The organism is Chitinophaga qingshengii, from assembly GCF_014529935.1.
Classification (GTDB): domain Bacteria; phylum Bacteroidota; class Bacteroidia; order Chitinophagales; family Chitinophagaceae; genus Chitinophaga; species Chitinophaga qingshengii.
In genome coordinates this window covers 141874-166279 of sequence record NZ_JACVFC010000004.1, presented here as the reverse complement: position 1 = coordinate 166279, position 24406 = coordinate 141874, and the positions used below count along the sequence as shown (strand labels likewise).

Annotated in this window: 19 protein-coding genes; 6 read left to right on the top strand and 13 right to left on the bottom strand. The window is 47.4% G+C overall.

The genetic code is table 11. The annotated features are described in order from the left end of the window. Positions 1-16: 16 nt before the first annotated feature. From ICL07_RS25065 to ICL07_RS25045, 5 genes are all read right to left on the bottom strand, one after another. A complete protein-coding gene (locus tag ICL07_RS25065) occupies positions 17-2422 on the bottom strand; it encodes an ABC transporter permease (protein ID WP_188090811.1) in 2406 nt (801 codons plus the stop codon). 96 nt (positions 2423-2518) lie between these two features. After that, positions 2519-4909 (bottom strand): ABC transporter permease, encoded by a 2391-nt coding sequence (locus ICL07_RS25060; RefSeq protein WP_188090810.1) that lies wholly within the window; start codon positions 4907-4909, stop codon positions 2519-2521. Positions 4910-4925: 16 nt separating this feature from the next. Beyond that, a complete protein-coding gene (locus ICL07_RS25055; RefSeq protein ID WP_188090809.1) occupies positions 4926-7325 on the bottom strand; it encodes an ABC transporter permease in 2400 nt (799 codons plus the stop codon). Positions 7326-7360: 35 nt separating this feature from the next. Next, complete coding sequence (locus ICL07_RS25050; RefSeq protein ID WP_188090808.1) at positions 7361-8050, bottom strand: ABC transporter ATP-binding protein; 690 nt, start codon at positions 8048-8050, stop codon at positions 7361-7363. 54 nt (positions 8051-8104) lie between these two features. Beyond that, a complete protein-coding gene (locus ICL07_RS25045; RefSeq protein ID WP_188090807.1) occupies positions 8105-9352 on the bottom strand; it encodes an efflux RND transporter periplasmic adaptor subunit in 1248 nt (415 codons plus the stop codon). 222 nt (positions 9353-9574) lie between these two features. Here ICL07_RS25045 and ICL07_RS25040 point away from each other — a divergent pair, with 222 nt between their 5' ends. From ICL07_RS25040 to ICL07_RS25020, 5 genes are read left to right on the top strand one after another with little or no spacing between them, the layout of a single operon-like run. Further along, complete coding sequence (locus ICL07_RS25040; RefSeq protein WP_188090806.1) at positions 9575-10912, top strand: sigma-54-dependent transcriptional regulator; 1338 nt, start codon at positions 9575-9577, stop codon at positions 10910-10912. A gap of 41 nt (positions 10913-10953) precedes the next feature. Further along, positions 10954-12294, top strand: a complete 1341-nt coding sequence (locus ICL07_RS25035; protein WP_188090805.1) for a sensor histidine kinase — start codon at positions 10954-10956, stop codon at positions 12292-12294. A gap of 46 nt (positions 12295-12340) precedes the next feature. Beyond that, entirely contained in the window at positions 12341-13003 is a 663-nt protein-coding gene (locus ICL07_RS25030) for a lysoplasmalogenase (protein WP_188090804.1), read from the top strand. 47 nt (positions 13004-13050) lie between these two features. Next, on the top strand, positions 13051-14649 hold the full coding sequence (gene nadB / locus ICL07_RS25025) for an L-aspartate oxidase (RefSeq protein ID WP_188090803.1): 1599 nt from the start codon (positions 13051-13053) through the stop codon (positions 14647-14649). A 53-nt stretch (positions 14650-14702) separates the two neighbouring features. Then, positions 14703-15572 carry a lysophospholipid acyltransferase family protein gene (locus ICL07_RS25020; RefSeq protein WP_188090802.1) on the top strand — a complete coding sequence of 290 codons (870 nt, stop codon included), beginning with the start codon at positions 14703-14705 and terminating at the stop codon, positions 15570-15572. A gap of 58 nt (positions 15573-15630) precedes the next feature. Here the strand turns inward: ICL07_RS25020 and ICL07_RS25015 are convergent, their stop codons facing one another. From ICL07_RS25015 to ICL07_RS24990, 6 genes are all read right to left on the bottom strand, one after another. After that, entirely contained in the window at positions 15631-16005 is a 375-nt protein-coding gene (locus ICL07_RS25015; RefSeq protein WP_188090801.1) for a LysM peptidoglycan-binding domain-containing protein, read from the bottom strand. Positions 16006-16024: 19 nt separating this feature from the next. Next, positions 16025-16510: a BON domain-containing protein gene (locus tag ICL07_RS25010; RefSeq protein WP_246485166.1), complete on the bottom strand. Its 486-nt coding sequence runs from the start codon at positions 16508-16510 to the stop codon at positions 16025-16027. 249 nt (positions 16511-16759) lie between these two features. Next, positions 16760-18163 (bottom strand): MBL fold metallo-hydrolase, encoded by a 1404-nt coding sequence (locus ICL07_RS25005; RefSeq protein WP_188090800.1) that lies wholly within the window; start codon positions 18161-18163, stop codon positions 16760-16762. A 141-nt stretch (positions 18164-18304) separates the two neighbouring features. After that, the gene (locus ICL07_RS25000) at positions 18305-18664 is read right to left on the bottom strand and encodes an ArsR/SmtB family transcription factor (protein ID WP_073084462.1); all 360 of its coding nucleotides are present in this window, start codon (positions 18662-18664) and stop codon (positions 18305-18307) included. Positions 18665-18878: 214 nt separating this feature from the next. Next, positions 18879-19556: a tRNA (adenosine(37)-N6)-threonylcarbamoyltransferase complex dimerization subunit type 1 TsaB gene (tsaB, locus tag ICL07_RS24995; protein WP_188090799.1), complete on the bottom strand. Its 678-nt coding sequence runs from the start codon at positions 19554-19556 to the stop codon at positions 18879-18881. 2 nt (positions 19557-19558) lie between these two features. Continuing rightward, on the bottom strand, positions 19559-20221 hold the full coding sequence (locus ICL07_RS24990) for a 3-hydroxyacyl-CoA dehydrogenase family protein (protein ID WP_188090798.1): 663 nt from the start codon (positions 20219-20221) through the stop codon (positions 19559-19561). Positions 20222-20332: 111 nt separating this feature from the next. Between ICL07_RS24990 and ICL07_RS24985 the strand changes: the two genes are divergently transcribed. Next, positions 20333-20713 carry a RidA family protein gene (locus ICL07_RS24985; protein WP_188090797.1) on the top strand — a complete coding sequence of 127 codons (381 nt, stop codon included), beginning with the start codon at positions 20333-20335 and terminating at the stop codon, positions 20711-20713. Positions 20714-20745: 32 nt separating this feature from the next. Here ICL07_RS24985 and ICL07_RS24980 read toward each other — a convergent pair whose 3' ends face one another. After that, positions 20746-22467, bottom strand: coding sequence for a L,D-transpeptidase family protein (locus ICL07_RS24980; protein ID WP_188090796.1), 1722 nt, complete (start codon positions 22465-22467; stop codon positions 20746-20748). Positions 22468-22707: 240 nt separating this feature from the next. After that, positions 22708-24258, bottom strand: a complete 1551-nt coding sequence (locus ICL07_RS24975) for an Rne/Rng family ribonuclease (protein ID WP_188090795.1) — start codon at positions 24256-24258, stop codon at positions 22708-22710. Positions 24259-24406: the final 148 nt, after the last annotated feature.

The following is a 24406-nucleotide window of genomic DNA, read 5'->3' as shown; positions in this document are numbered from 1 at the left end:
ATCGGTTTTATAACAACTAATCTATTTTCAGGCTCTTCACCGGATTGGCCAGAGCTGCCCTGATGGCTTGCAGGCTGGTCGTTATTAATGCGATGACAACAGCCACTACTCCTACCAAAGCAAATATCCACCAGTGAATCTCGGTATGGAAGGCAAAACTGCTCAGCCACCGCTGCATACCGTACCAGGCTATTGGTGTTGCCAGGAATACCCCTATCAGTACCAATTTGAGAAAATCCCTCGACAACAACAGTACGATACCGCTTACAGAAGCACCAAGCACCTTACGGATACCGATTTCCTTCCGGCGCTGCGCTATCACCAGTACGGCTATCGCAAACAGGCCCATACAAGAGATAACAATCGCCAGGATGGCGCCGCTCATGAATATCTTTGAAAACCGTGCTTCCTGGCGATATAACCGGTCAGCGTTTTCATCGAGGAAACTGGGATCATTCTTTGCCAGCGGATTGATTTCTTTCCAGATACCATAGATTTTATCCATGGTGGCAACAGGATGGTTGGTGTTGACTTTTACAAAGAGATAATTTAACCTGACCGTTGCAGACATCGTCAGCATCAATGGACTGATCTTATTCCGAAGCGATTCAAAATGATAATCTTTTACTACACCAATAACATGAAATGTTCTGCCATTGGTGTTTAGTATAATGTTCAACGGATCTTTTTCACCCAGCTGTTTCGCCATTTGCTCGTTGATGATCACCCCGGTGGTATCCGCTCCGTATTGGCGGGAAAAATCACGACCGGTCACCATTTTCAGGTCTAATGTTTTGACATAATCATAGTCCACCACAATGTTCTGTGAGCTCACCTGGTTGCCTTTATAGTCAAACCCAAGTACCCAATTGCCGGAAGATCCGTCTTTTCCCATGCCCAGGTTGAGCATACTGCCGGTAACGCTTTCCACTGCAGGCTCCGAAGCCAACCGGTTGCGCATGGCTACCAGTGCCTGTTGTGACGCATTGTCTATAGGAATACTGATCACCTGAGTGGTGTTATACCCTAACGGTGCAGCACGTATGAAATTCAACTGTTGCCAGATAATAGCCGTACAGCTGATCAACAGCGCCGCTACCACGAACTGGAAAACGATGAGACCATTCCGGACACCACCACCTTTAGTCAGACTCAGCTTGCCTTTCAGTACCTGTATAATGTTCACCCGGGCTATTTTCCAGGCTGGATAACCTCCCGCCAGTAATGTTACCAGGAAGAAACCCGATGCTATCGCCAACACCAGCCATCCGTTCTCCAGGAGACGAAAACTAAGGTCATGCCGGAAAGTGGCATTATAGTAGGGTAACAATATCGCCGCCAATACCATGCTTACCAGCAGGGAAATAAAACAAAGCAGGAAGGCTTCTGTCCAGAACTGCATCATCAATTGCCGGTCCATAGCTCCCAACGCTTTTCTCAACCCGATCTCACCCCCACGGGTAAACGATCTCGCAACGGAGAGATTAATAAAGTTTATACAGGCAATACCGATAATCAAACAAGCCAATAGCAACATCATCCAGGGATACAGCGGATTCAGTCCTGTGCTGAATGTACTATTGGGGGAAAGATGAAGATCTTTCAACGCAATGGTTTGTATACGCAGTAGCTGTCCTTCTTCATCGGGTGTTCCTCCCATCGTTTTCAGGTCCTTGATAAGATCTGCCATATACTTATTGGCAATAGTTATCAGGCCTTTGTTCAGCACTGCTGCTTTTGCAGATGGTTCCATCTCCACCATGACCGGATAAGTGGAAAAATGCCAGTCTCCTTTGATTTCATGATAATCCTCCACGTTCTCGAACCGGGCTAGTGCCTCATAGCTGATAGTGGAATTGTCCGGTATTTTGTCTGATACGGCTGAAACAACGAAAGGCTTCCAACGATCATTGATACTTACCTCCACCGTTTTACCAACAGGATCTTCCTGGTTAAAAAGAGATTGTGCGGATTGTGGGGTAAGCACCAGCTGATCCAGCTTATCCAGCGCTGTGTGCGGGTTTCCTTTCTGTAAAGGGAAGGAAAACATCTGCAGGAAATCAGCATCTACCATCTCTACATCCAGGTAAATATTTTTGTTTTTATAGCGGACAGGCATCTCTCCGCCACCAATACGGCTCACGTGTTTTACACCTGGTAATTCCTTTTTCAGTACGTCTGCCATAGGTTCCGAAAAACTCTTGGAAACACGCACTCCCTTTGCTGTAATATCCTGACGGTACAGCTGGTACACGTTGTTCCGGTTCTCCTGGAAATTATCGTACGACCATTCATGATAGGCTGTAAGGGATAACAGCAACGCCACACAAATAGCGACACTCATGCCGGCCATATTCACCGTTGCAAATACTTTCTGCTTCCATAAATTTCGCCAGGCGATCCTGAGATAGCTTGTAAACATGAGATATCAACTATTTAAAAAAGTTAAAAAATAAAACAGGGCGCGTAGATACACACTCCGATTAGCTGTTCACTTGTTATTCTCTTTATAATATCTTTAATCATTTCTCAATACATCCACCGGGTTAGACGTGGCAGCGCGCCATGTCTGGGAAACAATTGCCAGCAGCGCAATACACAGCAAGGCAACGAAACTGCCCGCCAGTGTAAAAAATCCGATGCTGATCCGGTTGGCAAATATGCGCAGGAACAGTTGACTGGCCAGGTAACCAAGTGGCAGTGCTATCAATGCCGCCAGCGCAATCAGCCGGAGATAACTGCGGGAAAGCAGCATCACCAATCCCGGTACACCGGCGCCCATCACTTTGCGTACACCAATTTCCTTGCGGCGCGTGAACGTAGTGTAAGACACTACGCCCAGCAATCCCAGTGCAGCGATGACCGTAATCATGACCACCAGTAATGCCAGCCCGGTAACAGGCTCTTTGCCACTGGTTTTCTCATATAGCTGGTCACTCATCCATTGTGTGGAAAAAGTCTCTCCCGGATGCATTTCCAGCCAGGCTTGTTTGATGCCGGCCGTCAACCCTGCTTTGTCCTGTGTATTGACCAGCACCTGTAACTGCCTGAACTCATTTGGAGCAAAGCGGATGGCCATCGGAAAAACCGGTACCTCTATAGGTTGATAATTAAAATCTTTTATTACACCCAGGATGCTAACCATCGAAGAATCATTCAGCCAGATGGCTTTACCAATGGCATCAGCGGGTGATTTCAGATTCAGCGCTTTTACCATCTGCTCGTTAACAAGGATGTACTGCTCTTTATCGCGGGACACCGCAGGCGGGAAGTTAGATCCAGCCAGCAATTTCAGCTGCATAATCTTCAGGAAATCGGCATCGCCGGCGTAATAGCCCATCTCCATCCGGCTACCGTTCACATCGGCCTTTACCCGCATGAAACCACTTTGGTTCGGCATTCCCAGGGTTCCGGAACTAGCGGTGACGGCCTCCACCCCGGTCACCTGCATCATACGGTCTTTCATCAGCTGAAAATCAGCATCTGCCAGCGGCACATTCAATATATTATCACGCGAGAAGCCCATGTTAAAGGCCTCTTTATAAGCAAACTGCCGGTATACCGTTACAAAAAAGATAATGGCCGTCATTGATAAGGTAAATTGGATAACGATCAATGTTTTACGCAAACCCAGTCCACCAAACAACTTTATGTCCACCATGTTACGCAACACCTTTGCCGGTTGGAAGGAAGACAAAGCCCAGGCTGGGATAATACCCGCCAGGATACCGGTCAGGATACTGAATACCAGGAACCATGCAATCAGGCCGATATCTATCGGTTCCCCAAACATAAAACTGATGCCCAGGGGAGTATACACTTCTGCCAATACCAGCATGATGATAGCCAGTATCAATGCCAGCAGGCACATCACCACCGACTCCGTGATGAACTGCATAAACACCTGCCAGCGATGCGCGCCGTTCACCTTACGCACACCCACTTCCCTCGCCCGTTGCAGGGAACGGACGATAGACAGGTTCGTATAATTAAAACAAGCGCACAATAATAAAGCAAAAGCTACTGCCATAGCGCCCAGCACCTTAGCCCAGGGCGGTGCATTGCCAATGTCGTTGTACAATTCCCGGGAGGGGGAAATGCTCCCCAGGGATTGTTCTTCCAGGGTAATACTGCCTATTCCCTTTTTTGCCGGCAGATAAAACCGCTGGGAAATGAAGGACAGCGCGGTAGACAAGGAACTTCTGCTGACACCGGGTTTCAGCATCACATAGGTGTAATCATCCTGTACCTGGTTCCAGTCTGTCAACCGGGCAGGCAATATACCCTGTTGTTCCAGCGCAGGCACAGACGACAGGGATGCATAGGCGTCGTAGTCAATGTGGCTCAAACCCGGCGGCGCTGCCAGGATACCGGTAACAATATAATCACCCAGCTTTTCAAAGTGCACTACTTTCCCCATAGCCTGGGCATTACCGAAAATGCGGCTGGCGGTAGCTTCACTCAGTACAATACTATTCGGTGCATTTAACGCCGTGATTGGATCTCCGTTCTGCAAGCGGAAACCAAATACCTGAAAAAAAGAGGGTTCTGTAAAAGCTCCTCTCAGCGGCAGTTTCTTTTTCCCATCGATCACATTGCCGGACAATGTGCCGTACACCCGCACTACCTCTTCGGTAAAGGCGTAGTCTTTCCGCAGCACATCTGCCAGCGGCATCGGAGAGCTGGCCATATGATAGTATTTCCCTTCCTGCGTAGTAGCCTGAGAGGTGATACGCCAGGTACGGGATGCCGCCGGATGGAATTTATCGTAGCTAAAATCTTTTTTGGTAGATTTTAATACCATCAGACACACAGTCATACTCAGCGCCAGCCCGGCAATGTTGATAAAGGCAAAAAGCCTCTGCCGGCGCAGGTTCCTGAAAGCGATCTGTATGTAACGGAATAGCATATACGTTAATTAAAAATTATTCTGTTCTCAGTGATTTTACCGGATTCATTAGTGCTGCCTTTATTGACTGTATACTCACGGTAAACAAGGCAATCAAAAGAACAATCAGTGCGGTAAGGGCAAACATCCACCAATACAGGTGTATCCTGAATGCAAAACGATGCAGCCATTGTTCCATACAATACCAGGCTACCGGCACACCAATCACAATACCTCCCAGCACCTGTTTCAGAAAATCCCCGGATAACAGCGCAGACACGTGTACCACAGAAGCACCCAGCACTTTGCGGATACCTATTTCACGGGTACGCTGCCGCGCTATCAGCATAGATAATCCCAGCAACCCCATACAGGCAATGAAAACAGCGAGGCCCGCAAAGAGGCCAAAGATTCGTCCCATGGTTTGCTCGCTGGCATACTGCTTTTGCAGGTCATTTTCCACAAAAGAAAAATTGAAAGGATTATCCGGCGCCAGTTTATTCCAAATTTTTTCTATGCCGGCCAGCTGTGCCAGGTGATTACCCCGCGCCAGTCTTACGGTCAGTATTTCTGCGTCCTGTGGCCTCACCTGGTAGATAACAGGATCTACCTGGTAATGCAGGGAGCGGAAATTAAAATCTTCGGTAACGCCTATAATGGTACCGTGTTTAACAAAATTGCCCGGTCTCCATTCAATACGTTTGCCAATGGGATCTGTCCATCCCAGTCTTTTGGCGGCTGCCTTGTTAATGATAAAGGCATCGGTGGAATCTGTGGCCATCGCCGGATTAAAGTCTCTGCCCGCAATCAGTTTGATACCCGTAGTTTTTAACAGGGCTTCATCCCCTGCGATAGTACTGGTAACAAAAGCTTCTTTATCTGAGGCACCTTCCCTGGCCACAGGACACGCTCTCTGAATGCCAACGCCAACACTAAAATCATTCAGCGATGATTGCCGCACGCCAGGCAGATCCTGGACTGCGGCCTTAAATAAGTTCATCTGCGACAGGCCATCTAAACCGTCCAGGTATACACTGACCAGGTGCTCTTTATCAAAGCCCAGGCTTTTTTGCTGCCAAAAACGTAATTGCGTATATACTACTACGGTAGCAATGATCAACACGACGGCAGTGGCAAATTGAAACACTACCAGGCCCCGGCGGATAAATGATTTCGCGCCGGCTGTCATCAAGCGCCCTTTTAACACTTTCACCGGCATTAACCCGGACAGGTACAAGGCCGGATAACTGCCAGCCAGTAAGCCCACCACGGTCGCCAGTATTAACAACCCACCATATACAAAGCTATCTCCGGAGGCGAACAAACGTAGTTCCTTCCCGGTCATCTGGTTAAACACCGGCATAAATGCCATCACCAGTATTAAAGCCGTTATCAGCGAAAAAAAAGTAATCAGAAATGATTCCGACAGGAACTGCAGTATCAGGCTTTTTCTCTCTGCGCCCAATGTTTTACGAAGCCCTACTTCCCGGGCCCTTTCATTGGCCCTGGCTGTTGTGAGATTCATAAAATTGATACAGGCGATCAATATGATAAAAGCTGCTATGGCTATATAGATTTTGATGGAAACAGTATTGTCTATTTCACCCTCATCGCCGTTAGGTCGCAAATGCACATGTGACAATGGCTGTAATTGCAGCGAAAACTGAACGTCATACTTCTGCAGGACACTACCGATGTGCTGTTGCACAAACTCTTTCAGTGCTGGCTCCAGTTTTCGGGAGTCAGTACCATCCGCCAGCTGCACATAGGTTACATTGTTGGTAAACATGTACCACAATTTATCCCAGGAAGGATTCCGGTCCAGTAAGGTAGGAAAGGACTGGATAATATCCATCCGGAGATCGGTATTGGACGGCATATCTTTCATGACGCCGGTTACCGTAGAGGCGTAGGCGTTAGCTATCTTCAGTACTTTACCAACAGGCGATTGATCGCCAAAATATCTTTTAGCGGCACTGGCACTCAGTACTACAGTATAGGGGTCTTTAAGTACGGTAGCCGGATTACCTTCCAGCAAAGGGTAACTGAACATCTGGAAAAAAGATGCATCCGCATAACCATTGTATAATTCCAGTATTTTTTTTTCGCCATAGGTAAACAACGTGGTGCCGGGAATATATATTCTCACGGCATCTTTGATACCGGCAACTTCCTTTTTAAGTGCGGGGCCAACAGGGAATTGAATAGCAGGGTCATGATTCATCGTGCCATTGGCATTGTTGCTTTCTGTTTTCGTAAGCCGGTAAATATTAGCTGCCTGGCGGTGAAACCGGTCAAAACTCAGTTCATCTCTCACATACAGCACAATCAGTATACAGCAGGCCATTCCCACTGCCAGCCCGCAAATGTTGATGGCAGTGAGAATTTTATGCCGCCGCAAATGACGGAGAGCGATTTTGAAATAATTCCGGAACATGGCTGGGCAATTTTTAGTTTGGCGGAAGGAGAAAATCACACGTGAAACTGTTCCTTAATATTCTCTGTCACTACCCGTCCGTCGAATAAATTGATGATCCGGTGTGCAAAACCGGCGTCGTAGGGTGAGTGCGTTACCATGATCAGCGTGGTACCGGCGTTGTTCAGCTCCTGCAACAGCTTCATTACTTCTTCCCCATTGGAAGAATCGAGGTTACCGGTCGGTTCATCCGCGAGGATCAGGTTGGGTTTGGCTACTACTGCGCGGGCAATGGCCACGCGTTGCTGCTGACCACCGGAAAGCTGCTGGGGGAAGTGATTACGCCGGTGCATGATATTCATGCGCTCCAACACTTCTTCTACTTTTTGTTTTCTTTCTGCAGGCGCCACTTTCAGGTATAACAGCGGCAACTCTACGTTTTCATAAACCGTCAGTTCATCAATCAGGTTAAAACTCTGGAATACGAAGCCGATGGAGCCTTTGCGGAGCTGCGCGCGTTGCCGCTCGCTCATTCTCGCTACTTCCTTTCCCCAGAAATGATACTCACCGTCGCTGGGGTTATCCAGTAAACCGAGTATATTCAGTAAGGTCGATTTACCGCAACCAGACGGCCCCATAATCGCCACAAACTCGCCATCCTGTATCTCCATGTTGATACCATTGAGTGCGGTTGTTTCCACTTCTTCTGTTGTGAACAGCTTTTGTAAGTTAACGGTGCGTATCATATTGTCTCGATTATCTTTAATGAAATGATGTATTTTATGTAAAAATGGATGATGCTAAAACGCCAGTACGTCCTTGTTGCCAAAATTCTCGTAAGAAGAGGTTATCACCTGGTCGCCCGGCTGTAACCCTTCCAGTACTTCAAAATACAAAGGATTTTTTCTTCCCAGCGAGATATTGCGTTTAACGGCTTTTTTCCCGCTTCTGTCTACTACATACACCCAGTTGCCACCGGTGTCGGAGAAGAACCCTCCCAAAGGTAACAGCAGCGCCTCCTGGGATTTACCCAGTACCAGGCGGATCGGGGTAGACTGCCCACGGCGGATACCTTCAGGTGTCTGTTTTTCAAAATTCATATCAGCCTGAAAACGACCGCTTTTAACCTCAGGATACACTTTGGTAACCACCATATCATACGATTTACCGTCAAATTCAAAGGTGGCTTTCAGTCCGGCAAAAACCTGCGATACATAGTGTTCATCAATATCTGCACGTAGCTTAAAACCGTTCAGGTCGTCAATCTGACCAATATTTTGACCAGCGGTAATGCTGGACCCTACTTCTACATCGATGGAGGACAACTGACCGGATACAGGAGCCCTTACTATCAGGCTGTTGAGGTTTGCTTTCATCAACTCCAGGTTACGCTGGGTACGGGACAGCGTACCTTCCAGCTGCGTGATTTGCTGCCGCGCATTATCCCGCTGATAGGACTGGGACTGTAATTGTATGTCCCGCTGCCTTTTCAGGCCTTCCAGCTCTATTTTGTTTTTGTTGAACTCCTGGCGGGCAACGATCTTCTCGTCTACCAGCTGTTTGTTGCGGTCATAAAGATCCTGAGCAGCGTCTATCTTGGCATCCAGGTCGGAGATGGTCTGCTGCATCACGAAGTCCTGTTGACGGATATTCAACCGGGTATTCTGCAACTCGTTCCGCAACCGGTAAATCTCCGTTTCGTGGTTCACAAACTCCATCATCATATGCTGGTTGTCCAGCTTCAGAATGGAATCGCCTTCTTTCACCATGCTACCTCCTTCCAGGTACTTGCGGCTTACATAACCACCTTCAATGGCATCCAGGCGAATGGTTTTCAAAGGCATCACTACGGCGGTAACAGCTATATATACATCGAAAGTCCCTTTTTTAACAGCAGAAATCGTGATCTTGTCCTTCTCCACATTAAGCGTGGCCCGGTGATCCGCGAAAATCAGCGTATACAGCAATAACATTGCTACCAGCCCACCACCACTGATCATCAGGATGCGTTTTTTATTCCAGAACTTCTTTTCTATTTTTCTGTCCATGTTGAGATCAAAAAGTTTGTGACCAGAGAATTCCAATCCATATGCCAAAGCACAAAAACGTTTACCAACAAGCCTTTTACGGTATAAAACCCCTTAAAAATGTCCTATGGCGGACAACCGGTGTCCATTAACGGACACTTTTGTAAAACCCATAAATAAAGCGCATTTGTAAAAAAATCTTTCTGTAATATTGTCACCATTCACCCTTTATTCATAACCACCATGCAACCAGGAAAAATTCTGATCGTTGATGACGATGTTGATGTATTACGCGCCGCTCGTTTGCTGTTGAAACGGCACTTTGAACAGGTGGATTTTGAAAAAAATCCGCAGAAGATCCCCTACCTGGTCACCAATTTCGACTACGATGTGATCCTGCTGGATATGAACTTCACCCGTGACCTCAGCAGCGGCAAGGAAGGCTTTGAATGGCTGGACCGTATCCTCGACATCAAACCGGATACAGCGGTCGTTTTATTCACCGCCTATGGCGATGTGGAAATGGCGGTGAGAGCCATCAAATCCGGTGCAGTGGATTTTGTGCTCAAGCCCTGGGAAAATGAAAAATTACTGGCCACTATACAAACAGCCTACAATAAACGGGCATCCAAACTGGATAAACCACCGGTAGTACACAATACGGGTAATCTCATTGTAGGTAACAGTCCGGCTATGCAGGCGGTATTTGATACCGTTTCCCGTGTAGCCGCTACCGATGCCAATGTACTGATACTGGGAGAAAACGGCACCGGTAAAGATATGCTGGCACGGCATATCCACCAGCAATCACACCGCAGTGCCAAACCCATTGTCAGCGTAGATCTTGGCGCCATCAGCGAAACACTTTTCGAAAGCGAACTTTTCGGTCACGTAAAAGGCGCCTTTACCGATGCCCGCGAAGACAGGGCCGGCCGCTTTGAAGAGGCCGCAGGCGGTACCATCTTTCTCGATGAAATCGGAAATATCTCTATTCCTTTTCAAGCCAAACTATTAACGGTACTGCAAAACAGATCGGTCACCAAAGTAGGCTCCAATAAGAGTATACCCATTGACGTTAGACTGATATGCGCTACTAACCGTAACATCCAGCAACAGGCGGCACAACACCTGTTCCGCCAGGATTTGCTATACCGTATCAACACCATCGAAATACACCTGCCCCCCCTGCGCGAACGCAAGGAAGACATCGTTCCGCTGGCCGAACATTTCCTGCAACTCTACCGCGATAAATACAAACGTACGGTGAACAGTATGCATGAATCCCTGATCCAGCAACTGGAAAAATATGAATGGCCCGGTAATATCCGTGAGCTGCAACATGCCATGGAAAGAGCGGTCATCCTCTCCCAGGGCAAAACACTGCAGGCGAAAGACGTGTTCGTGAAAAACAACAGCACGCCCGATCAGCAAATGGATACCGGTTACAACCTGGAAGAAATGGAACGTACCATCATCACCCAGGCCATGAAAAAATGTAACGGGAATATCACCGAAGCCGCCAAGGAACTGGGCCTCAGCAGAGCCGCCCTGTACAGAAGGCTCGAGAAATACAATATTTAGTATCCGGTTTTGCCGGGCTTTATTCCGGCAAACACACCATCATGAACCGCTTCAGCGTCAATATCATCCTCCGTATACTGCTGCTCACCCTTACGCTGGCGGCGGCAGTATGGCTGTTCATGCATGGCATGACACCCCTGACAGTGCTCACCATACCACTGGTGGCATTACAGATATACGGTATCTACCATTATCTCAACCGGATCAACCGTAAACTCACGCTCTTCCTCGAATCTATCCGGTATGAGGATTTCTCTATCCGCTTCAGCGCCGATAATCAGCTCGGCCGCAGCTTCCGGATGCTCAACCACCAGTTCAACGAAGTATTGGAGGCTTTCCGGCAAACACGTGCAGAGAAGGAAGCCAACCTGAAATATATTGACACCCTTATTCAGCATATCAGTATCGGCGTGTTTTCATTTGATGCGGAAGGCCGGATAGAACTGATCAACCCCGCGGCTTTCCGCCTGCTGGGCATCTATCGCCTGCGGAATGTGGCGGAGCTGAAACCGGTGCACCCCGGTCTCGCGGAGCTGCTCAATGAACTCTCTTCCGGCAATAAAACACTATACGCCACCAGGCAGGAACAACAGCTGTCTATACATGCTGCTACGGTGCGCTTACAAGGGCGTCTCATCAAACTGATCTCTATCCAGAACATCCATTCCGAACTGCAGAAAAAAGAGCTGGAAGCCTGGCAGAACCTGACTAAAATCTTACGGCATGAGATCATGAACTCCGTTACGCCTATTGTATCACTGATCGGCACCATGAAAGAAATTGTGGACCTGGACATCGCCCCTTCCTCCGGTAACCGGGAAGGCATTGAAGATCTCCGGGAAGCCCTGCTGACAGTAGAAAGCCGCAGTAAAGGCATCATGAATTTCGTCAATGCCTACCGCGATTATACGACGCTGCCACAACCCCAGTTTACCCGCGTTAATATTAAATCACTGGTATCCACGGTGAGCAGCCTGTTCCAGGCCGATATGAAACAGCGTAATATTCACTTTCAACTGGAGGTAGATGCGGAAAACGTAGAGATACATGCCGATATATCACAGTTGCAGATGGTGCTCATCAACCTGGTCAAAAACGCAATGGATGCGCTGGAACATACTGACAACGCCGGCATCCACATGAAAGTGTTTCTCAACAATATCCAGCAGGTTTGTATAGAGATCACCGATAACGGCCCTGGTATTGATACCGAGGCCATGAATAAAATTTTCATTCCCTTCTTCACCACTAAAAAAACCGGCTCGGGCATTGGTCTCAGCTTATCCCAGCAAATCATTCAGATGCATGGGGGCCAGCTGAAAGTAATCAGCCCGGGTAATAACGGCAACGGCTCTACGTTCTTTATCTTACTGAATACCTGAGTTTTACAAAAACTTTGTTATATTGTAATAACAACTTATACAGCTCATGAACGCATCCAGATGGTTAGTCCTCTATTTCCTGACCCTGCTGGCCGATCTGATACTGATCAGCCTGAATATGGACGGTTTTCGTTTTGCTACCAAACCTTTGCTGGTACCGCTGTTGGCGGTTTACTTCCTTTCTGCTGACAGTATGATGCCGGGCAAACAACGGGCATGGATGTACGGAGCCCTGGTATTTTGTTTGTTGGGAGATGTGTTACTGATGTTTGACCACCTGTTTTTATCCGGACTGGGCTGTTTTCTGGTCGGTCACGTTTTCTATATTATCTTCTTTCTCACCATCCGGTATAGCAATCCACCGGTACCACATTGCAAGTATCTCTGGGTATTTCTGAACGCCGCTGCTGTCATCGGTTACATCCTTTTCCTGGCGCCTTACCTCGGCACAATGGTGATCCCGGTGATCATCTATTCGCTGGTGATTTCCATTATGCTGCAAAGTGTGATTCATGCTTTCCATTTCCGCTACCAGCGGATGGCCTGGTATTGCGTGATAGGTGCGCTGCTGTTTGTAGTATCCGATTCCCTGATCGCACTGGGACGGTTTTACCATCCGCTGCCGGGGGGCGGACAACTGGTGATGCTCACCTATGGCCTGGCCCAGGCGGGATTGGTTTATGGGGCGGTACAGTATTATCGCCGCTGACAAAAATCACCGGTATTGGTATCAAAAAAGCGGTAATTTCGTACCCTATGCAGCAAACAGACTTTCTTGTCATCGGTTCCGGGATTGCAGGCTTGACCTATGCACTCAAAGTGTCACAGCAATGCCCTGATAAAAAGATCACCATTATTACCAAAAGCCGTGAGGATGAGACCAATACCAAGTACGCACAGGGTGGCGTGGCCGTGGTCAACGATCTGGAAAACGACAGCTTTGAAAAACACATCGAAGATACCCTCATAGCAGGAGACGGACTCTGTAACGAACGCACCGTGGAAATTGTAGTCACGGAAGGACCGGAAAGAGTCAATGAAATCATCGAATGGGGCGCCAATTTCGATAAAAACCCGGATGGTGATTTCTCCCTCGGCCGTGAAGGCGGCCATTCCGTATTCCGGGTGATACACCATAAAGACGTTACCGGTAAAGAAATTGAACGAGCGCTGCTCGAAGCGATACACCGCCGGCCTAATATAGAACTGGTTACCCACTGTTTCGTGGTAGACCTCATTACCCAACACCATCTCGGCTACCTGGTTACCAAATCCACCCCGGACATTGAATGTTTCGGCGTATATGTACTCAACCTCAACAACAGGAAAATTGAGACCATTCTGGCGAAAGTAACCTTGCTGGCTACCGGGGGCAACGGCCAGGTATACCGCAGTACCACCAATCCTACCATCGCTACCGGCGACGGCGTAGCCATGGTGTACCGCGCCAAAGGCCGTATCGAAAATATGGAGTTCATCCAGTTTCACCCTACTGCCTTGTATCAGCCCGGCGTTAATCCTTCTTTCCTGATCACAGAAGCCGTACGGGGCGATGGCGGTATTCTCCGCAATGTGCACGGCGAAGACTTCATGCACAAGTACGATCCGCGCCTGTCACTGGCGCCACGCGATATTGTGGCCCGCGCTATCGACAGTGAAATGAAGATCACCGGCATGGAGCACGTGTATCTCGACTGCCGCCATATGGACATAGAGAAGTTCATTCATCATTTTCCCAATATTTACGAAACCTGTAAGGCGATGGGCATCGATGTACAGCATCAGATGATCCCTGTACAACCGGCAGCACATTACAGCTGCGGCGGTATCAAAACCAACGAGTGGGGCCAAACCTCCATCCGTAACCTGTATGCCTGTGGCGAATGTGCCAGCACCGGTCTGCATGGCGCCAACCGCCTCGCTTCCAACTCCCTGCTGGAAGCCATGGTATTCGCGCATCGTTGCTTCATGGATGCTACCGCCAAAATAGATGCGCTGGAATACCGTGAAAACGTGCCCGACTGGGATGCCCGCGGTACTACCGCCCCCAGGGAGATGATCCTCATCACGCAGAGCCTGAAGGAACTGAAACAGATCATGAGTGACTACGTGGGTATTGTACGTACCAACGAACGTCTGGCACGCGCCCTTCGCCGCCTGGATATGCTGCACGAAGAAACGGAAGCACTGTATGAAAAAACAGAAGTATCTCCGCAACTGTGTGAACTGCGTAACCTGATCACGGCCGGCTATCTGATCGTTAAAGGAGCTTCCTTCCGCAAAGAAAGCAGGGGCCTGCATTACAACACAGATTACCCGTACAAATGTGAGCTGGTGCAAAATATTGTCTTGTAAGCCAACCCGTTGGTTTTCACTACCTTTGCCGTGCGTTTAAGTTATACAGGAATATGTACTATTTACTACTTGCTTTTTGTTATGGCATTTCCTTATTGCCTTTCCCGGTACTTTACTTCATCAGCGACGTTCTGTATGTACTGGTGTTTTACGTGTTCAGATACCGGAGACAAGTAGTACTGGCTAATATGAAGCAGGCTTTCCCGGACAAATCACCGGAAGAGCTTCACCAGCTGGCAAAAAAATACTACCGCAATCTCACCGATATGATGGTGGAAACCATCAAACTGCTCACCATGAGCAAAAAGCAGCTGCAGGAACGTTTTATCTGCGATCTGACAGTGCTGCATGAATTATACGCCAAAGGCAAGAGCTGCCAGCTGCACCTGGGACATAACTTCAACTGGGAATGGGCCAACCTGTTCTGTATGCAGGGGGTGGCTTTCCCTTTCCTCGTGGTGTACATGCCACTCAGCAGCAAGCCGGCAGACCGTATGTTCCGCCATTTCCGGGAGAAATTCGGCTCTATCCTGATTCCTGCCAATGACATGGCCAACAGTATGAAGCCATGGCTCGATAAACAATATCTGATTGCATTAGTGGCCGACCAGAACCCGGGTAATCCGAAAAGCTGCTTCTGGTATCCTTTCCTCAATAAAATGACGCCTTTCTACAAAGGCCCTGAAATGGCGGCCCGCAGAAATGATATTCCTGTTGTATTTGTAGATATCCGTAAAAAGAAGCGGGGATATTACCACGCTACCCTCAAACTGATGTTTGAAGAACCACAACAGGCGCCCGTAGGCGAGATCACCGAATCTTTCGTACGTTTCCTGGAGAAAAATATTCACGAACAACCGGAAGTATGGGTATGGAGCCACAGAAGATGGAAACACACCTATCCCGGTACGGAAACAAAATAAAAAACGAAGCCCTGAGCATTGCTCAGGGCTTCGTTTTTATAACCTGTATGATCTGTTATCATCCGGGTATTTTCAGTTTCCACCCTGGTTGGATCAGGTTGGGGTCTTTGATCTGGTCTTTATTGGCCTCATAGATATCTTTCCAGGATACGCCGGGATAGTTTTTGGCAATCTTGCTCAAACTGTCGCCGGGCTTTACTTCGTAGGTCTGTTCCCCACCACCGCCATCTGCGACAGCGATGTTCATCACTACATCAGCAGCACGCATGTCGGGGTCCAGTTTTTCGTAGGTGCTCCACAGTTGGTCTTTCACGTCGGCGGTAGCTTCCCCATCGATGTACAGTACATTGTCCTGTTCCCTTACCTGTAAATTGGTAACACCGGCACTATTAGCCTGGCTGATCAGTTCCTGGTATTTATCCTGTAAGCTCATGACAATAATTTTTAAAGGGTTATTTCAATTTAAGATTGTTGTTAACTTTCTTGGGTTTGGACTCCTGGGCTGTTTGCATAATCTTGCGCAGATCGCTCTTTTTAGCTTCACCTGTCAGGGTAACTTCACCATTGGCTACCGCTACGGATACGGTAGAAAATCCGGCTGCGGCATAAGCAGAATCAAGAGTTTTCTTCAGTACGTCGTCGGGGTTGATGGTAACCGGTGCTGGTGTAGGTTCCGGCGCTTTTACGGTGATGTTGTTGGTGACAGATTTAACACCGGAAACACCTTTTAAAGCTTCTTCCGCTGCTGCTTTGGCGGCATCGTCGGTCACTTCGCCGCTCAGGGTTACTACGCCGCTTTTTACTTCCGCAGTAATGCCGGGAATAGTGCTCAGTTTTTCATTGACGGCCTGCTGAATTTTACTATCCGATGGTTTACAGGCGAAAAAGAACATGCCCATCACCATCAAAAGGGCGATTGCTAAGGATTTTCTATTCATGGTAGAAAGTTTTAGTTCCAGAAGATAACAAATAACATGCTAATAGAAAATTTTTTCTCACTTAACTAATTGTTAATCAATAGAAAATTGATACAACAATAAAAGTATCCCCTTTAAAAAGCGGCTGCAATAAAGGATTCGGGGAAAAATGGCCGCAGTGGTACACATAATCTTATTTATCTATGTAAAAACAGGCAGGCCGCAAGGGAATCCCTTGCGGCCTGCTGATATACGATCGTTGAACGGTTATTAGTTCAGTACATTTTTTTCCTGTACTACTTCCAACCCTTTTTCATCTTTCATTTTGGCGAAACCACCTTCTACATTACGCAGGTTGTGGATACCTTCTCTTTTCAGGATAGAGCAGGCAATAATGCTGCGATAACCGCCCTGGCAGTGTACATACAGGTTCAGATGCTCTTCCAGGTTAGCCAGGTTGGCGGCGTCCATCATATCTCCCAGGGAGATGTTGATGGCATCTTTAATATGTCCGTTGGCGTATTCTACCGGTTTACGAACGTCCACTATCACGAGGTTATCGTCATGAGGAACATCCATCGCCAGTTCATCTGCCTCTACAGTGATGATCATATCTCTTTCTTCGCCGGCTGCTTCCCAGGCAGGGAAACCACCTTCGAGATAACCTGCTACGTTTTCAAAACCTACGCGGGCCATTCTCACTACGGTTTCTTCTTCTTTGCCAGGTGTAGTTACCAGGATAATTTCCTGATCAAATGGTAACAGGCTGCCCGCCCATTCTGCAAAACGGCCTTCCAGACCGATGCTGATGGATTCAGGCACAAAACCGTTTCCAAATTCGGTAGCCGGGCGTGTATCCAGTATCAACGCGCCTGCGGCACGTCTTTCTTTCAAAGCAGCGGGAGAAAGCGGTTGCAGCGCTTTGCTCATCACAGCCTGCAGAGCATCATAACCTTCCTTGTTGATTTTCGCATTAATCGGGAAATAAGAAGGCGGTGTAGATAAGCCACTGGTCACTTCCTGGATGAACTGTGCCTTATCGGTAGCCAGCAATGCGTAGTTGGTGGCTTTTTCTTCTCCGATAGTGCTATAGGTATTCGGACCGAGGTTTTTACCACAGGCAGATCCGGGACCATGCGCAGGGTATACGATTACGTTATCTGGTAATGTTTTGATGCGGTTGTTCAGGGAATCGAACAGGAACGCAGCCAGTTCTTCCTTGGTGAGGTTGCCGCTGAACAGGTCCGGGCGGCCCACATCTCCAACAAACAGCGTATCGCCGGTGAATACAGCGTGCGGCGTCTTGTTGGCATCAAGCAACAGGTAACAGGAAGATTCCAGGGTATGTCCTGGTGTATGTAATACTTCGATGGTTAGCTCACCGATAGCGAAGGTTTCATTATCTTTTGCCACATAGGCGTTAAAACCGGTTTCTGCATTCGGACCAAACACGATCTGTGCGCCGGTCGCTTTCGCCAGCTCCAGATGACCCGACACGAAGTCCGCGTGGAAATGTGTTTCAAAAATGTATTTAATCGTGGCATTGCGTTCTTTGGCAAGGTCCAGGTATACATCGATATCCCGCAGTGGGTCTATCACTGCAGCCACTCCACCGGATTCGATGAAATAAGCTGCCTCAGACAGGCAATTGGTGTATAATTGTTTAACGTACATTGTTGGTTTTTTGATTTTCACAAATTTACGAATAAATCACCCCTCAGACGTATGGATAAAATCTATACTAAAATAAAAAAGTAGCCTTTCGGCTACTTTTTTAAATAATTCAATTCCGTATTTAAAAATGGCTAATATGCATTAACCAACCAATTCTTCCACAAATTTTGCTACCTCAGCAATACGCTGCTTGTTGATAGTATAGTGGATGAACTTACCATCTCTTTCTGTAATTACAATACCTGCCCGCCTTAATATGGCCAGATGCTGCGATGCTACCGATTGTTCCAAACGCAATTTTACATATATCTCTGTCACAGTCATTTTCTTATGGTCCTCCAACAGCTTTATCATCTGCTGGCGCAACTTATGGTTGATAGCACGCAAAACCATAGCGGCCTTTTTAACGGCAATGTAATCCAATTTGATCTGGTCTTTTTCATTGTTACCTCTAGAAATAATAAGAGTATTAGAAGAGGTAGTTAATAATGTTTTTTCCATCGCATAATAGTTTTTAAAAAATGATGAAATGAAAGGGATCAACGGACAGTAATCGCAAAATAGTTAGACAACAAATGCGGTTATCGATTTATACAAAAATATAATATCTGTCACAATAAAAAAAATTTCCATACCTTATTTTATCATATATAACCCGAGGATATGTGCAAATTAGATGTAATTTGACAATACCGTGACAAATAAAACGAATGTGTTAGGGTTTCTGGGGGAAATAATAGCCCTTGAGGTAAAAAGGACTAAAATAAGCGAGGTCAGCAAAAGATTTTTGATGGAATAACTGTTCTGCCAAAGGCGCCATATGCGCGGCAGTCATTTCATGGTCAACAAAAACGGCATTATCGATGGAAGGCAGCATAGCGGCCCATTTCGGGCTACCGTTGCCGAAAAAATATATCTTTCGCTGCGCCAGCCACGCATCCAGAGACGTGGGCTCCAGCACCAATGCCTGCGGCTCCATTACCGGCTGCAGCTTTGCATCATAAATAGCAGTAAATACTTCCTGCCGGCGTGCATCCAGCATAGGACAATACCAGGCATTTTCATCCTGTACGGCATCTTTGGCGCCCTGCGCCATCATCTGCAAGGTGGAAACAGCCAGCAACGGCTTATTCCAGGCATAACATAGACCTTTGGCAGTAGCCACGCCTACACGCAAACCTGTGTAAGAGCCCGGCCCTGCACTAACAGCCACCGCATCCAGCTCCGCTGCCGTTATACCCTGCTCACGCAATATCTGCTGTACATACACCGCCATCGTCGCAGCATGGTCCTGCTGCTGCTCGTTCACCAGTGTCTGTATTGCTTTACCATCGCGGGCCAGGCTCACTGAACCAGTGCTCGTGGCGGTGTCTATGCTAAGTATGAATGCCATCGTTATATTGCCTCGTATTCTGTTTGTAATAATGCTGCTACCTCGTAACGGTCATCGCCGGTAGCATCGTGTACTGCTTTCAGCACTTCATACACGTGTTTCACGCCTATACGCTCACACCATTCAAAAGGGCCATACGGATAGTTGGTGCCCAGTTTCATGGATGTGTCGATATCCTCACGGGATGCAGTACCCTCCTGCGCTGTCAGGTAAGCCTCGTTGATGATCATACACACCACTCTCGGTGTAACCATGCCCGTTGTATCCGCTACCACGGTATGTTCCCAACTCAGCTGGTACATGATGTCTGACAACACTTCCTGCTGCCCTTCGTCCATCAGCGTTACTTCCAGTAAAGGCAGACTGATAAATCCGGGCAGGAAGTTACAGCCCATAATATTGAAACCCTGCTCAAATGCATAATGATTCATCACATCCGATAAGGATGTTTTCACCATTCCCGCCAGCACCGGCACACCCGGATTACGGGCATATATGGCCGCATGGTCGGGCCTGTCATCGAAAATAAGATCTATGACCAGGTCAAATGCTTTCACAGACAATACTTCCTCCAGGCTGGTCTTCCATTGTACCTGATGCCGGGACAAATCTCTCTGCTGCAATTCTTCATACCGCTGCGCATCTGCTATGACGAGGATATTCATGCGTTAAATTTCGGCAAACCTAAGAAAAAAATCCCTTTATCTTCCTGTTAAACCAGCCCCCTGCCGGGCAACAGCCGATGCCGGCACCACTTATTTTTTTACTTTCGTTATATGGAAAAGCAAATTATCACTACTAATCAGGCGCCCGCTCCTATCGGGCCATACAACCAGGCTGTAAAAGCTGGTAATATTCTTTATGTGTCTGGTCAAATCCCTGTTGACCCTGCTACCGGTGAACTGGTAAAGTCAGGCATTGTGGATGAAGCCCAAATGGTCATGAAAAACCTGCAGGCGGTACTGAAAGAAGCGGGCCTTACTTTCGATGCCATCGTAAAAACAACCATCTTCCTGACAGACATGAATGATTTCCCTAAAGTAAATGAAGTATACGGCAGTTACTTCAGCGGCAACTATCCTGCCCGCGAAACCGTGCAGGTAGCCGCTTTGCCCAAGGGTGTCAATGTGGAGATCTCCGTGATAGCACACAGCTAAAAAAAAGCCATGTCCGCGGACATGGCTTTTTTTTAATATTTTTCCTGGCCGTCTGTCAAAGCAGCCTTCGCCGGCTTTGTTTCGTTGCCCCCGAATAAGGTAGCCGCCAGTCGTGCATCGTGACCGTATACATCGTCACGGAAGTTTAGCTTTCCTTTACTGTCCACGAAGGCAGTAAAGTACACAATGAACACCGGCACTTTATCTTTCACGGTCGCATATTTTTCTTTACCGGCATCCAGCGCCTCGTCAATCTTTTTATCTGTCCAGCTGGAATCAGCCCGCAGCAGCCATTGTGCCAGGTGTTTGGGTTCTGCTATCCGGATGCAGCCATGGCTGAAGGAACGTTTATTCTCCCCGAAAAGATAGCGGGCAGGTGTATCATGCAAATAGATATTATACTCGTTGGGGAACAGGAATTTCACCTTACCCAGTGAGTTTCTGCCACCAGGCTTTTGTCTTACCACATACGGGAAATTATTGGTGTATTTGCTGAAATTGATAGAGCCGGGAGCAATCACCTTACCGCTGGCGCCCACAATTTCCATGTTTTGGCGGGCCAGGTAGCCAGCGCCGCTGCGTTTCAGGCCAGGTAGCACTTCTTTGGACAGGATACCCGGAGGCACGTTCCAATATGGACTGAACACGATATAACGCAGCTCTTTGGAGAATACCACGGTATTGGCGCCGGGCTTACCCACCACTACATTACAGCTCCAGTCCAGCTTTCCTTTATCGTAGACATACATCGTAAATGCCGGGATATTCACCAGTATATAATCTGTGCTGGGTTCCAGCGGCACCCAGCGGGAACGTTCCATGTTCACCAGTATCTGGCGGATACGTTGCTGCAAAGGCACGTTGAGTGCGTCTACCGTCGTTTGTTTGATGATACCGTCTACTTTCTGTCCCATACGTGCCTGGAAGGAACGTACAGCGCTATCCAGTTCGGGGGTGAAGCGACTGCTGCTGTCGTTAACAGTAAGGTCTCCCAGTGCTGCCAGTTTATTTTTTATGGAGATGATGGATTGGGAGGAATCTCCTTTTTTGAAAGTGGCTTTCGATGCAAGGTGAATAGTGTCCCATTTCGTTGATGCTTCGAGGTTAGCCAGTTTTTTCAGGGCGGTGCGCAGCAGTTTATACTGCCGGTTCACCGGTTCATCTTCCTCAAAGGCGTTGGATTTCTTGCGGACTACAGAGTCCAGCAGGCTTTCCATATCAATTTTTTTCCGGGGGATAAACCATTCCAGGTCTTTGGCCGAATCGGCTGTCAGGCCGCCCCATACCTTGTTGCCATAGGCGAAAAACTGGGCGGTGAGCAGCATTTCCAGGTGTGGGCGGGAGGTATCCGCAATATGAAGGCCTGCATCGCCCTGTGAGAGGCTATCTGTGAGCCGTTGCAGATCAGGGTTTATCAGGCTGCTGTCTTTGATACCGTAGGAAGCATCATTTTTCATCATGTTGATGAAGTTGGCCGCCTGTTCTGTCAGCGAGTCTTTATTGATCCAGGCATAATGATAGCCGCGCTTCTGGTAGAAATTACGGATGTATTCATCATACTGATCAAAGTTCGTGTTGGTAGCCAGGAATTTGTTGAGCACATTACTGTCCAGCGCCTCTTCAATATACGCTTCTTTTGTGTAATGCGTAGTATCTCTGATTTTCAGCTTCTTCCGGAAGCCTCCATTTTGCTGACAGGCAACAAAAATAACCAGGGCCAATAAAGAGAGGGTGGTGTAAAAACGTACGGTCATAAGTGTAATGGATGTAATTAAGAAACAAGAACAAACATGACAAGTAAACAGTATGGGATTAGTACTGGTTTACCGCATAAATGTATGAAATATATACAGTTTGAAGGGGGTTGGGGACTTTTTGATTTTTTGATTTTCGGATTTTGGAATTTATTTAAGCATTTTGTCATTTTGAGGTCCTCAAATAATAAAATGCTTAAATAAATTCCAAAATCCGAAAATCAAAAAATCCGAAAATTTTTATAGTTTGATTTCTTCATCATTCGCGTCGAAGAAACGATATTCAGTAAGATGGTAGTTGGTGTCTGCTTTCAGCTTGATCCACTTTTTATATTGGAAATACCATTTCCATTGTTTGGAGGAGAGGAAGCCTTTGGTCAGGTAAGCATGCAGGATTGGATGTACGCGGATGGTCAATCCTTTGTGCTGGTGGTTCAGGAGGTATTGCAGGTTTTTCTCGATATCTTCCAGTATCAGCATAGAGGCGCCGATTTTGCCGGTGCCACGGCAGGTAGGGCAATCTTCTGCTACAGAGATGGTGATCTCCGGTTTTACGCGCTGGCGGGTGATTTGCATCAGCCCGAACTTGGAAATTGGCAGAATGGTATGTTTTGCCCGGTCCTGAGCCATGAATTTCTCCATTGCTTCGAAGACGGTCTTTTTATTCTCCGGCAGTTTCATATCGATAAAATCGATGATGATAATGCCACCGAGGTCGCGCAGGCGGAGCTGGCGGGCAATTTCTGCTGCCGCTTCCAGGTTGGAGGCCAGGGCATTTTGTTCCTGGTTGTTGCTGGAGCTTTTGTATCCGCTGTTGACGTCTATTACATGCAATGCTTCCGTAGCCTCAATAATGAGGTATACGCCACTGTCCAGGTTGACTGTTTTCCCGAAGGAGGCCTTTACCTGGCGGGTGATACCGAAGTTATCGAAGATAGGAGAGCCATTATTGTAGTAGTTAACGATATCCTGTTTTTCCGGGGCGATCTTCTGGATATATGTTTTGGTATCCGTGTAGATATTTTTATCGTTGATCACGATCCGGTTAAAGCTCTCGTTGAGCAGGTCGCGGAGAATGCTGGTGGTTTTCGTTTGCTCGCTCAGTATTTTCTGGGGAGCCTGGGCGCCGTTCAGGTTGGACTGGATATTTTTCCAGGTTTGAACGAGCGTGGTCAGATCTTCGTGCAGTTCTGCTGTCTTTTTTCCTTCCGCGGCAGTCCTTACAATCACGCCGAAATTAGGCGGTTTGATGGCTTCCACGATTTTCTGTAATCTTTTTCTTTCTTCGGAAGAGTGGATTTTTTTAGAAACCGCTACAATATCATTAAAGGGAGTTAACACGATAAATCTTCCGGGAAGAGAAATTTCACAGCTAAGGCGCGGGCCTTTGGAAGAAATGGGTTCTTTCAGAATTTGTACGAGGATATTGGGTTTACCACCCAGAACATCGGTTATTTTGCCGGTCTTAACGATTTCCGGTTCATTTTTAAATTTCGTGAAATCAAACCCTTCAGGCGTTTTATCGCTGATGGCCGTTGCCGTAAATTTAAGAATGGAGCGGATATATGGGCTGAGATCCGTATAATGTAAAAAGGCATCCTTTTCGAAGCCTACGTCCACAAATGCAGCATTTAAGCCGGGTATCAGCTTCTTGACTTTTCCCAGGTATAAATCGCCTACTGCGAAGTTAGGGTTACCACTCTCGTGGTGTAGCTCCACCAACTTTTTATCTTCCAGTAACGCAATTTCCACCCCTGTGGGAGCCGCATTTATAATAAGTTCCTTATTCAAGCGTCCAAAATTTTAACCTTAAAAACTTCACCTTTTATGCTATGCACACAGCTATGTAAGAACAGCTTACTGCATACCAAACAATAGCTCACTATAAAGTTAGCATATTCTTCACCGATGTGATGATGGATTGCTTAAGGGTTCAGCG